Annotated in this window: 13 protein-coding genes; 3 read left to right on the top strand and 10 right to left on the bottom strand. The window is 64.3% G+C overall.

From position 1 onward, the window contains the following. From ASC48_RS19665 to ASC48_RS10970, 3 genes are all read right to left on the bottom strand, one after another. Nucleotides 1-210: a hypothetical protein gene (locus ASC48_RS19665; protein ID WP_167345134.1), complete on the bottom strand. Its 210-nt coding sequence runs from the start codon at nucleotides 208-210 to the stop codon at nucleotides 1-3. An 11-nt stretch (nucleotides 211-221) separates the two neighbouring features. Then, complete coding sequence (locus ASC48_RS10975; RefSeq protein WP_055455786.1) at nucleotides 222-1,175, bottom strand: acetyl-CoA carboxylase carboxyltransferase subunit alpha; 954 nt, start codon at nucleotides 1,173-1,175, stop codon at nucleotides 222-224. A 209-nt stretch (nucleotides 1,176-1,384) separates the two neighbouring features. After that, nucleotides 1,385-2,215: a DUF3108 domain-containing protein gene (locus ASC48_RS10970; RefSeq protein WP_208975667.1), complete on the bottom strand. Its 831-nt coding sequence runs from the start codon at nucleotides 2,213-2,215 to the stop codon at nucleotides 1,385-1,387. A gap of 413 nt (nucleotides 2,216-2,628) precedes the next feature. Here ASC48_RS10970 and rpmB point away from each other — a divergent pair, with 413 nt between their 5' ends. Beyond that, nucleotides 2,629-2,919 (top strand): 50S ribosomal protein L28, encoded by a 291-nt coding sequence (gene rpmB / locus ASC48_RS10965; RefSeq protein ID WP_055455785.1) that lies wholly within the window; start codon nucleotides 2,629-2,631, stop codon nucleotides 2,917-2,919. Nucleotides 2,920-2,934: 15 nt separating this feature from the next. Next, nucleotides 2,935-3,600, top strand: a complete 666-nt coding sequence (locus tag ASC48_RS10960) for a VUT family protein (protein ID WP_055455784.1) — start codon at nucleotides 2,935-2,937, stop codon at nucleotides 3,598-3,600. Nucleotides 3,601-3,609: 9 nt separating this feature from the next. Here ASC48_RS10960 and ASC48_RS10955 read toward each other — a convergent pair whose 3' ends face one another. The 4 genes from ASC48_RS10955 to ASC48_RS10940 form a co-directional block, all read right to left on the bottom strand. Beyond that, a complete protein-coding gene (locus tag ASC48_RS10955) occupies nucleotides 3,610-4,650 on the bottom strand; it encodes an esterase-like activity of phytase family protein (RefSeq protein ID WP_055455783.1) in 1,041 nt (346 codons plus the stop codon). Beyond that, nucleotides 4,647-6,548 (bottom strand): cobaltochelatase subunit CobT, encoded by a 1,902-nt coding sequence (cobT, locus tag ASC48_RS10950; protein ID WP_055455782.1) that lies wholly within the window; start codon nucleotides 6,546-6,548, stop codon nucleotides 4,647-4,649. Before cobT ends, ASC48_RS10955 begins: the two co-directional genes overlap by 4 nt. Before the next feature lie 4 nt (nucleotides 6,549-6,552). Continuing rightward, entirely contained in the window at nucleotides 6,553-7,539 is a 987-nt protein-coding gene (cobS, locus tag ASC48_RS10945) for a cobaltochelatase subunit CobS (protein WP_055455781.1), read from the bottom strand. Nucleotides 7,540-7,605: 66 nt separating this feature from the next. Continuing rightward, complete coding sequence (locus ASC48_RS10940; RefSeq protein ID WP_055455780.1) at nucleotides 7,606-8,196, bottom strand: J domain-containing protein; 591 nt, start codon at nucleotides 8,194-8,196, stop codon at nucleotides 7,606-7,608. A gap of 144 nt (nucleotides 8,197-8,340) precedes the next feature. Between ASC48_RS10940 and ASC48_RS10935 the strand changes: the two genes are divergently transcribed. Beyond that, complete coding sequence (locus tag ASC48_RS10935; protein ID WP_055455779.1) at nucleotides 8,341-8,646, top strand: BolA family protein; 306 nt, start codon at nucleotides 8,341-8,343, stop codon at nucleotides 8,644-8,646. 7 nt (nucleotides 8,647-8,653) lie between these two features. Here the strand turns inward: ASC48_RS10935 and ASC48_RS10930 are convergent, their stop codons facing one another. Genes ASC48_RS10930 through ASC48_RS10920 form a run of 3 tightly spaced genes read right to left on the bottom strand, consistent with a single transcriptional unit; the run spans nucleotide 8,654 to nucleotide 11,737 of the window. Further along, nucleotides 8,654-9,988, bottom strand: a complete 1,335-nt coding sequence (locus tag ASC48_RS10930) for an HlyC/CorC family transporter (RefSeq protein ID WP_055455778.1) — start codon at nucleotides 9,986-9,988, stop codon at nucleotides 8,654-8,656. After that, complete coding sequence (gene aroB / locus ASC48_RS10925; protein WP_055455777.1) at nucleotides 9,985-11,121, bottom strand: 3-dehydroquinate synthase; 1,137 nt, start codon at nucleotides 11,119-11,121, stop codon at nucleotides 9,985-9,987. The genes ASC48_RS10930 and aroB overlap by 4 nt, the downstream gene beginning before the upstream one ends. Further along, nucleotides 11,114-11,737: a shikimate kinase gene (locus ASC48_RS10920; RefSeq protein WP_055455880.1), complete on the bottom strand. Its 624-nt coding sequence runs from the start codon at nucleotides 11,735-11,737 to the stop codon at nucleotides 11,114-11,116. The genes aroB and ASC48_RS10920 overlap by 8 nt, the downstream gene beginning before the upstream one ends. Nucleotides 11,738-11,799: the final 62 nt, after the last annotated feature.

Below are 11,799 nucleotides of genomic sequence, written 5' to 3'. Positions count from 1 at the left end.
TCACACCTGAAAGAAAAACTGCCCATCTTCCCGCTGAGGACAGGCAAAGCCATCACCGGCACAAGGGTAAGGTGCCGTCTCTTCTTCCGCAAGATGGCAGTACCACGCTGGATCATAAATCACCGTAGAGAAAACGGGGAGTGGAGGGCATGAACCGGTCAAAACAAAAACCGGCGCAGGCATCCCTGCACCGGTTTCAGAAGATTCCATCTGCGCAGCTCTCAGAGATTGCGGCCGATGGCGAGGAACTTGTCGCGGCGCAGCTTGCGGACCTCATCGGCAGACAGGCCCTCGAAGGACTTCAGCGCCTCTTCGATCGCCTTGCCGGTGCGGTCGATGGCCGTTTCACGGGCGCGGTGGGCGCCGCCCGCCGGTTCTTCGATGATGCCGTCGATGATGCCGAGTTTCAGGAGGTCCTGTGCAGTGATCTTCATGCTGGTCGCCGCTTCCTGCGCCCTGGCGCTGTCGCGCCACAGGATCGAGGCTGCGCCTTCCGGGGAGATCACGCTGTAGATGGCGTGTTCCAGCATAAGCACCTTGCTGGTGGCGGCAATGGCGATGGCGCCGCCCGAGCCGCCTTCACCGATGACGGTGGCAATGTTCGGCACGCCGAGGCTGAGGCAGCGGTCGGTAGAGCGGGCGATGGCTTCCGCCTGGCCGCGCTCTTCCGCGCCAAGGCCCGGATAGGCACCGGCCGTGTCGACGAAGGACAGCACCGGAATGCCGAACTGGTCGGCCAGATCCATGATGCGCACCGACTTGCGGTAGCCTTCCGGACGGGCCATGCCGAAATTGTGCTTGAGGCGGGATTCCGTATCCGACCCCTTTTCCTGCGCCAGGATGGCGACAGACTGGCCCCGGAAGCGGCCGAAACCGGCAATGATCGCCTGATCGTCGGAGAACTTGCGGTCGCCGGCCAGCGGCGTGAAATCCTCGATCAGTCCCTGGATGTAATGGGCCGCATGCGGGCGGTCCGGATGGCGGGCCACCAGCGTCTTCTGCCAGGGGGTCAGCTTGGAATAGAGGTCGTTGAGGGTCTGGCTGGCCTTGGCTTCAAGGCGGCCGACTTCCTCGTCCACGTTCACCGCTTCGCCGGTCGCTGCCAGCGCGCGCAGTTCCTGGGCCTTGCCGATGATGTCGGCGACGGGTTTTTCAAATTCCAGATAGCTGTGCATGAACCGTTTACCTGATGGCCGCCGCAGTCCTGCCCGCAGAGGGCCGGACCTTTCGCGCGCCGTGTGTCCCGGGTCTAATGTTGTGGCGCGACACTGGAGAGCAAGACCCCATGAGTCAAGCGGGGCTGTATCAGGAGGTTAAGGATCGTGCAAGCGATCCCCGGCAAAACCGCCGGGGCCTGTTTTGAAAAGGCCGGAGATCCGTGCCTTCAGCGGGCAGCCTGATCCTGTCCGGGGCCGTTGATGTTCAGCTTTGTTGCTTCCACAACCATCTGGCCGCTGGCTGTGGGCATGACGATCCGGTAGGGGATGAGCACGTCATTGCGGCCCATTGGCGCCAGCCAGGCTTCCATCTGGGCCTCTTCCATCTGCTTGACGGATTCCTTGCCCGGGCGGTGGCCGGCAATCGCCTTCCAGCGCGCCCCGCAGACGACGACGGGCCCGTCATAGCCGCGGCCGGAGACTTCCTTGATCTCCTTGTATTCCATCTCGATGTCGAAGCGGGTCCAGCCGTCAAACACGGGCAGCTTGCGATTGCAGGCGGCGGGCCCCAGCGCGTCCTTGCCCGTGGCGACCGGCATCACGGCGGCGCTCAGCGGGTCCATGGCGTTCTGCTGGTGCTTCTTGGTGATTTCGATGCGGTCCGGCACCGGCTTGAAGGGGGGCGCGGCCTCTGCCTCGCGGATGTTGCCGGAGCCCTGCGTCATCAGCACGTAGAAATCGCGGTTCGCTGCCTGCGAGGCCATGGAATATTTGGACGGAACCACCTTGCCGCCCACCAGCCAGCCGGTGGCCTCTGCCCCGCCGCGTCCGGTGGAAAACAGGCTGCCGATACCGGCGGGCTCAAGCCCGACCTTGGCCGAATAGGCATTGCCCTGCAGCACGATGGACATGCTGCCCTTGCCGATGACAAGTCCCGCGACCGTGATGTCATAGAGTCCGCCGATGCGGGCGGTCTTGGCACCTGCGTCCGCGGAAGCCATCGAAACGGGCAGGGCGGTGGCGCAGGTCAGGGCGAGCGCACGAAGGGTGGCGGGCAAGGTTCCGGCCTTTCTGCTCAATACGTATCTCGACACGTCGAACCTCCTCGGCACCTTGTCCGGTGCCTGGTGACAACTTTTCCTGGCAGGAGCCGCCGCCCCTTTGCTGCCTGCCTGGCGAATTCTTTCATGTGCTTCCGGCGCGGCTGGCGCGCAGCGAACGGCATCATCATGCCAATTGTTCGGCGGTATGGTAACCGCTTGGTTAATTTCCGGCATCCTGCATCGGATTTTGCAGCTTTCGCTTTCCTGAGGCGGTGATGCCTTGACGCTGACCGCCAAGGCCAGTATAGGGAGCCAGATTTTTCCGAAATGAGCCGGTTTTGATGTTGCCGGACCTCGCGGTCCGCTCCATACCGGCTGTAACCGTACCGGGTCCCAGCGGCCCCGGCCAGTAGAAAAAGGGTGATCCAATGGCACGCCGTTGCGAGCTTTCCGGCAAGGACGTCATGTCCGGGAACAACGTTTCCCACGCCAACAACAAGACCCGTCGCCGGTTCCTGCCGAACCTGTGCAACGTTTCCCTCATCAGCGACACGCTGGGTGAGACGTTCAAGCTGCGCATCAGCGCCCACGCCCTGCGCTCGGTCGAGCACCGTGGCGGCCTGGATGCCTTCCTTCTGAAGGCTGCTGACTGCGAGCTGTCCAGCAAGGCACGCCTGATCAAGGCCGAAGTCAAGCGCCGCCAGGCCGCCGCTGCCTGATTTGGCTCTTGCCGGATGAGCAAGACAAACGCCATTTCCAATGGTGATATCGCCATCGCAGTGCTTGCGATGGCGATTGTCGTTGTGGCCTCCAATTTTCTGGTCCAGTTTCCGGTCGAGGGAACGGTGGGCGGCCTTCTGCTGGCCGACCTGCTGACCTGGGGCGCCTTCACCTATCCGGCTGCCTTCCTTGTCACCGATCTCACCAACCGGCGCTTCGGTCCTGCCGCTGCGCGCCGGGTGGTTTATGCCGGCTTTGTGCTGGCGGTGCTGCTTTCGGTGGTTCTGGCAACGCCGCGCCTAGCGGTGGCTTCCGGCTCGGCTTTCCTGATTGCCCAGCTTCTCGATGTGACGCTGTTCAACCGGCTGCGCCGCGCGGCCTGGTGGAAAGCGCCGCTCGTCTCGTCGGTTATCGGCTCGGTGGTGGATACGCTGATCTTCTTTTCGATTGCCTTTTCGCCGCTCTTTACCGGCCTGCTTGGCTATCACGATGACTTCGCCGTTGAAAACGCCCCGCTTTTCGGCATCTTCGCCGCGGAACTGCCGCGCTGGATTTCCTGGGCCCTGGGCGATCTGACGGTGAAGCTTTCCGTCGCCCTATTCCTGCTGGCACCCTACCGCATTCTCTTTGCGTTCATCCGGCCAATGCAGGACGCAGGCTCCGCACCGGCCTCCCGCTGATCTGCCGTTTCAATCATCAAGCCTGAACCGCAGCAGCAGCGTGCGCTGCAGCAGCGAGCGGTTGTTGTCCGACATCAGGGTCAGGATCACGCGCCCGGCCGAATCCTTGTGGATGCCGAGCGCTTCCATATTGTCGATCTCATGTGAGGGACCTGCCTCCAGCACGATTTCCCCCTTCAGTTTTGCGCCGGGGCGGATCTCGCTGCCCTTGAAGCGGCGCAGGCGCATGCCGATCCAGTCCTGCATGTTGAAGCGCCGCTCCAGCAGCAGCAGATCGCCACCCGGCAGGAACTCGGCCTCCGTGGCATCGAACTCGCCGGAGCGCTCGATCTCGAAACTGCCCGCCAATGGCCCGCCGATGATGAAGCCGGGCAGGGCGTTCTTCGCCGCATCCGGGTGGCGTTCACCGATGGCAACGAGACCGCCCTTCAGCGGGCTGGACAGGGCCGAGCCTGCCAGTGCCTCCGGTCCCTTGTTGCCGCGCAGTTTGCGGAAGCCTTCCGGCGTTTCCACCTGCGACAGGGCCTTGGCCTTGCCTGACGTCAGCGGCCAGGCAAAGCGGTAGATGCGGTTGACCCGCTCCACACTGACGAACAGTTCCGTCCGCTTGCCGTTGATGCCAAGCGTCATGCCTTCCGTGTCCCAGGCATTGCTGTTTTGCAGGGCGGTGCCCTTCGGGTCGAGTGCAAGGGCGGTGCGGGCAGACACGATGCCCAGCGGGCGGCCGTTGGCGTCCTGCTGCAGCTCAAAGGCAATCCAGCGGGCGTCATCGGTCACCGCCAGATGGGACGTTCCGCCCTCCAGCGTGATCAGGGCGGAGATGCCGCCATATTTCTTGGCAGGCAAGGACAGGTCCAGCCCGCCCAGAAAGGTGAGCTTGCCAAAGCGGGTTGCATCGCTGCCGCGCTGAAACTGCGTGATTGGCCGCGTGCGGATGGAGAGGCTTTCCCCGTCCTGCAGCAGCGGTGCGGCATGGGCCTCCGGAAGGCCTGCCGCACCGGTGAAGGCCAGCAGGACGGCGGCTGCCGCCGCCAGCCAGGCCTTCCTCATGCGCGCTTGCGCCGCCCGCGCTGGGGCACTGCGCCCACATTGGTGTCCTGGAACAGGTCGGCGAGCTGCTCGGTCATGGCGCCGGCCAGTTCCTCCGCATCGACGATCGTCACCGCGCGCGAATAGTAGCGCGTCACGTCATGGCCGATGCCGATGGCGATCAGTTCCACGGGCGACCGGTTCTCGATTTCATCAATGACGAAACGCAGGTGCCGCTCCAGATAGTTGCCCGGATTGACCGACAGGGTGCAGTCGTCCACGGGCGCGCCATCGGAGATCATCATCAGGATGCGGCGGTTTTCGGTCCGCGCCAGCAGGCGGCGGTGCGCCCAGTCCAGCGCCTCGCCGTCGATGTTTTCCTTCAAGAGGCCTTCGCGCATCATCAGGCCGAGATTGCGCCGTGCCCGCCGCCAAGGGGCATCTGCCGCCTTGTAGATGATGTGGCGCAGATCGTTGAGGCGGCCCGGCTGAGCCGGCTTTCCGGCGGCAAGCCAGGCCTCGCGGGACTGGCCGCCCTTCCAGGCCCTGGTGGTGAAGCCGAGGATTTCCACCTTCACGCCGCAGCGCTCCAGCGTGCGGGCCAGAATATCGGCGCAGGCGGCCGCCACGGTGATCGGGCGGCCGCGCATGGAGCCGGAATTGTCGAGAAGCAGCGTCACCACCGTGTCGCGGAAATTGGTGTCGCGCTCCTGCTTGAAGGCGAGCGGCTGCATCGGGTCCGTCACCGCGCGCGTCAGGCGGGCGGTGTCGAGGATACCCTCCTCAAGATCGAAGTCCCAGGAGCGGTTCTGCTGAGCCATCAGCCTGCGCTGCAGGCGGTTGGCAAGCCGGGCTACGGCGCTCTGCAGGTTGACGAGCTGCTTGTCGAGAAAGGCGCGCAGACGGTCGAGTTCGGCCGCATCGCACAGATCTTCCGCCGTCACCACCTCGTCGAAGCGGGGCGTGTAGATGCGGTAATCGGAGACCGGGCGGTTGCTCAGCGGGGCTTCACGGCGCTGGTTCTCGCCGGGCTCCTCCGCATCCGCATCGAGGTCTTCCTGATCCATTTCCATGGAGCCGGATTCGGAGGCTTCGGTGTCGCCGGCCTCCATTTCCTCGCCGGTCATCTCCGTTTCCTGCGGCACGCTTTCGTCGCCGCCAGTGTCTTCTTCCGCTTCGCCGCCGGTTTCCGCGTCCTCGTTGCGGCCCTGCTCGTTGCTCTCCTCCGGATCGTCGTGCTCGTCATTCTCGTCGCCGGCCTCATCGGCCATGTCGAGCGCCTTCAGCACGTTGCGCATCTGGCCGGCAAAGGCCGCCTGATCCTCAAACCGGGTGACGAGCCGGTCGAGATCGTGTCCGGCCTTCTGCTCGATCCAGCTGCGCCACATGTCGACGAGCTTGCCGGCGCTTGGCGGCGGCGGGGCTCCGGTCAGGCGCTCGCGGATCATCAGCGACAGGGCATCGACCAGCGGCGCCTCCTCGCGGCTGGTGATATCGGCAGAGCCGAGGCGGACGTATCTGTCATCCAGCATGGCGGCCAGATTGCTGGCAACGCCAGGCATGCGGGCCGCGCCCACCGCCTCGCAGCGGGCCTGCTCGACCGCATCATAGATCTGCCGTGCATCGGGAGCTTTCGGCGCGTGGCGCTGATGCACCTTCACGTCGTGGCAGGCCATGCGCAGGGCCATGGAATCACCCAGTCCGCGGGTGATCGTCAGCTCCCGCAGACCCGGCTTGCGTGCCGGTTCGGGCAGGCGCGCCGCATTGGGGGCAAGGCCCGGACGGTCACCGGAGAAGATGACCTCCAGTTCCGGATTGCCCGCAATGGCACGCATGGTGCCGGTGAGGGCCTGCTTGAAGGGCTCCGTGGGCGGCTGCCCCTTGCCCCCGGCTCCGCTGTTGCTGCCCGGACCTGCCATTGCCTCAGCTCATGACCATGTTGACGGAAGATTCCGGCAGCTCTTCACCGAAGCAGCGCTGATAGAACTCGCTCACCAGCGTGCGCTCGGTCTCGTCGCACTTGTTGAGGAAGGTCAGGCGGAAGGAGAAGCCGACGTCGCCGAAAATCTCGCAGTTCTCGGCCCAGGTGATGACCGTACGCGGGCTCATCACGGTGGAGAGGTCGCCATTGACGAAGGCGCTGCGGGTCATGTCGGCAAGGCGCACCATGCGCGACACGGTGTTGCGGCCTGCCGCGCCCTGGAAGTGCTTGGCCTTGGCCAGCACGATCTCCACCTCGTTATCATGCGGCAGATAGTTCAGAGTTGTCACGATCGACCAGCGGTCCATCTGCGCCTGATTGAGCTGCTGCGTGCCGTGGTAGAGGCCGGAGGTGTCGCCAAGGCCGATGGTGTTGGCGGTGGCGAACAGGCGGAAATAGGGGTGCGGACGCAGGACGCGGTTCTGGTCGAGCAGCGTCAGGCGGCCGGAGGATTCCAGCACGCGCTGGATCACGAACATCACGTCGGGGCGGCCTGCGTCATATTCGTCGAACACGAGGGCGACGTTGTTCTGGTAGGCCCAGGGCAGGATGCCATCGCGGAATTCGGTCACCTGCTTGCCGTCACGCAGGACGATGGCGTCCTTGCCGATGAGGTCGATGCGGCTGATGTGGCTGTCGAGGTTGACACGCACGCAAGGCCAGTTGAGGCGGGCAGCGACCTGCTCGATGTGGGTCGACTTGCCGGTGCCGTGGTAGCCGGTCACCATCACGCGGCGGTTGCGGGCAAAGCCGGCGAGGATCGCAAGGGTCGTGACGCGGTCGAACAGGTAGTCCGGGTCGGCTTCCGGCACATATTCGTTGGCCGTCCTGTAGGCCGGCACGCGCAGGGTGCTCTGGAAGCCGAAGACTTCCTCGACGGAGATTTCGGTGTCAGGCGTATTTTCAGCCACAGTCTTCGTATCAGTCATCGGTCCTCCGCTGCCACGGCCGGGCCGGGGTCAGGGTCGTTGGGGGGATGCCCGCGGAACGGCGGGCTAACAGAAACCGGCTTTCTTCAGGACGTTGTAGGCCTGAATGATTTCCCGCAGGCGGTCCTCGGAAGAACGATCCCCGCCATTGGCATCCGGATGATGCAATTTCACCAATTCCTTGTAGCGCGCCTTGATTTCGTCTCCGCGTGCCTCTCCGGGAAGATTGAGCACATCAAAGGACCGCTTTTCAAGGGCCAGTAGCTTTCTTGCGCGCGACACATGTCCGGCATTTTGCCGCGCATGGGCGCGCTGGCGGACCGTGGCCCTCGGATCGAACCCGTCCGGCCCGTCAGCTGCCTGCCGGTTGACGCCCATTTTCCACGTGGGACGGTGGCCGGTGAGTGATTCCTTCTGATAGGCGCGCACCGCATCGTCGCTCATGCCGGAGAAATAATTGTAGGACTTGTTGTATTCGCGCACATGGTCGACGCAGAAATTGAAGAACATGCCTTCCCGGTCGCGGCCTTGCGGCGCGCGATGGGTTCCGGGGCGGCTGCACCCCGGAAACTGGCAGGTGGGATAGGTGTCTTCTTCGAGCCGGTCCCTGTCCGGCTTGACGCGTATGCGGTCGAAGATTTTGGAATCCAGTTTCATGCAGCGATTATGGACAGCGCTTGTGCCCGGAACAAGGTTGACCCGGACAATAAAGGGGAGGAATGAGTACCAGAACAGGCCTTGCAGTCCGGTGCGTGGTGCCGGTGCCACAGGGCATGAAGCTCATAACTCACACGGGATGCCATGAGTATCAAGACCCGCATGGCCGAAAGGCTGACTTCGATCTTTTCCCCCGCTGCGCTGGAGGTTCTGGACGAATCGGACCGGCACAAGGGGCACGGCGGATGGCGGGAGGGCGGCGAGACCCATTTCCGCATCCGTATCGTGGCCGAGGCTTTCTCTGGAATGAGCCGTGTGGCCCGCCACCGCGCCATCAACGATGCGGCTGCGGAGTTCTTCGCCGAAGGGCTGCATGCGCTCGCGATCGAAGCGCGCACGCCGGATGAGCCGGACCCGCGCGCCCGTCAGGTCAGCCAGCCGGCCGGCTGACCTGCATTCAGCCCGAAGCGCTGCCGGAGGCCGCCTTTGTCTCGCGCTTCTGCGGCGCAGGGCGCTGGTCCTTGGCCGACAGCGGCATGACGCGCAGCCGGGTGATGCGGTTCTTCTCCCGCCGCAGCACGGTGAAGCGGAAGCCGTGGAAGGTGAAGATCTGACGCTCCTCGGGGATCATCCGCGCCTCATGGATGACAAGCCCGGCGATGGTTGTCGCCTCGTCATCCGGCAGAGCCCAATCATTGGCGCGGTTGAGGTCGCGGATCGTCACCGATCCGTCGACGATGACCGAGCCGTCCGCCTGCGGGCGCACGCCGCTCAGTTCCACGTCATGCTCGTCCGCAATCTCGCCGACGATCTCTTCCAGAATGTCTTCCAGCGTTACGATGCCCATGACCTCGCCATATTCATCGATGACGAAGGCCAGATGGGACTTTCGCTTGAGGAAGGCGTTGAGCTGGTCCTGCAGGTTTGTGGTGTCGGGCACAAACCAGGGCGGCGTGGCGATTTTCATAATGTCCAGCTTGCCGAAGTCACCATCAGCCGCCTTCAGCGCGCGCAGCAGATCCTTGGCATGCAGCACGCCGACGAAATTGTCGCTCTCCCCGCGCCAAAGCGGCATGCGGGTGTAGGGTGCGGCGAGGGCAGCATCGACGATCCGGGAGACATCGTCATCCACATTGAGCGCCATCATGTTGGTGCGGTGGACCATGACGTCGGAGACTTCCAGTTCGGCAAGGTCCAGCAGCCCGCCCAGACGGTCGCGGTCGGCCTTGACCAGCCCGCCCTCCAGATGCTGCAGGTCCACGGCGCCGCGCAGTTCCTCATGAGGCGACAGGATCGAAGTGTTGTCGTCCACCCGGATGCCGATGGCCCGCATCAGCAGCCGGACGATGACTTCGATGCCCATGACGACCGGGCCGAAGATGGCAACGATGATCCGCACCGGCCGGGCAACGGCAAGGGCGAAGCGGTCCGGGTTGGAAATGGCCCAGGTCTTGGGCATCACCTCCGAGAGAACCACGACGAGCACGGTCATCACCAGCGTCGCCAGCGCCACGCCCGCCTCGCCGAAAAGGCTGAGGAACAGGCTGGTGGCCAGCGATGACGCCAGAATGTTGACGATGTTGTTGCCCAGAAGCAGCGCGCCGATGAGGCGCTCACGGGCGGCAATCAGCTTGCCGACGATGCCGGCGCGGCTGTCACCGGCCTTTTCCATCTGGTGCATACGCGCGCGGGAAGCTGCCGTCAGGGCTGTCTCGGAGCCGGAGAAAAATCCGGACAGAACGAGCAGGAACAGGATGGAGCCGCCGGTGAACCAGAGGGTGGTGTCGTTCATCGCTGAAGTTTCTCCTTCAGGAATTCGAGTACGGCGGCCGGGTCCACGCCCTTTTCCACGAAGGCGTGGCCGATGCCCCGGGTCAGGATGAAAGTCAGGGCGCCGCGGCTGACCTTCTTGTCCTGGGCGATGCTGTCGAGAAGGGTTTCGGCCGGCGGCAGCTGGCCGGGGATCTGATGCATGCGGACGGGCAGCCCCACCTTGATCAGGTGGGCTTCGACCCGCTCCACATCCGCCTGCGGCAGCAGGCCAAGGCGGGCGGAGAATTCATGCGCCAGCATCATGCCGATGGACACGCCTTCGCCGTGCACGAGCCGGGTGCCGTCATATTCGACCGCTGATTCCAGGGCGTGGCCGAAGGTGTGACCGAGGTTCAGCAGCGCCCGCTGGCCGCTTTCCCGCTCGTCGGCGCCGACAATGGCTGCCTTGGCGGCGCAGGAGCGCGCCACCGCTTCCTCACGGGCGGAGGTGCCGTCGAAGATGCCCTTCCAGTTGAGGTCGAGCCATTCGAAGAAGTCCGCATCGCCCAGAAGGCCGTATTTCACCACTTCGGCATAGCCGGCGCGGAATTCGCGGTCCGAAAGTGTGTCGAGAATGGCCGTATCGGCCAGCACCAGGGCGGGCTGGTGGAAGGCGCCGATCAGGTTCTTGCCGTAGCGGGAGTTGATGCCGGTCTTGCCGCCGACGGAGGAATCCACCTGGGACAGCAGCGTGGTCGGCATCTGGATGAAGGTCATGCCCCGGCGCACGGAAGCCGATACGAAGCCTGCCAGATCCCCCACAACGCCGCCGCCAAAGGCAAGAACCGCGTCGCCGCGCTCCAGCCGTGCAGCCAGAACCTCGTCGCACAGACGCTCGAACTGGGCATAGCATTTGGTCTGCTCGCCCGGCGGCACGGTGATGACCGTGTGTTCCAGTCCTGCGGCCTTCAGGCTGGCCGACAGCGCGGGCAGATGGGTGCGGGCGACGGTTTCGTCGGTGATGACGGCGAGCCTTGCACCCGGCATGAGGGTGGCAATGCGCGCACCGGCGCCCGTCAGCACATCGCGGCCGATGACGATGTCATAGGAACGCTCGCCCAGATCCACCGGCACGGTGACCGGCTCTGCCGTGGTCTCAAGTCTGTCAGCCATTTTGGCCCTCTTCGCTGTTCATCCTGCCTGTGCGCAGGTTCAGATGGCCTTCGACCGCCGAAATCACGTCTTCCATCACCACTTCATGCGGCACTTCCCGGGACCAGACGGTGGTGTCCGCCAGGGCATAGACCGGCTCGCGCTTTTCCAGCAGCTGGCGCATGGTGCTTTCCGGATCGGCGTTTTGCAGCAGCGGGCGCGTCGGGCGCTTGCGGACCCTCACCATCACTGTCGCAAGGTCGGCTCTCAGCCAGACAGACACACCGTTTGCCTTGATCGCGTTGCGTGTCGCCTCGCTCATGAAAGCGCCGCCGCCGGTGGCCAGCACCTGCGGACCCTGCTGCAGCAGGCGGGCGATCACCTTTTCCTCGCCGCGGCGGAATTCCGGCTCGCCGTGCAGGGCGAAAATCTCGGAGATCGTCATGTTGGCTGCCGTCTCGATTTCGGTATCGGCATCGACGAAATCAAGGCCCAGGCGTTGGGCAAGGCGGCGCCCGACGCTGGATTTGCCGCAGCCCATGATGCCGACAAGCACGATGGAGCGGTTTCCAAGGGCGGTGACGATCCGGGCCGCACGTGCGTCCTTCACCTGTGTGCCCGATGCGGCTGCGTTCACCTTGGCCCTCCCTGAACGGTTCATGAAGCGCCTTTTAACATATTCCGGCAAAAAACAAGCGG

The sequence above is a fragment of the Pannonibacter indicus genome, from assembly GCF_001418225.1.
Classification (GTDB): domain Bacteria; phylum Pseudomonadota; class Alphaproteobacteria; order Rhizobiales; family Stappiaceae; genus Pannonibacter; species Pannonibacter indicus.
Note: the sequence above shows the minus strand (reverse complement) of the source record. Positions and strands in the feature narration are given on the sequence as shown.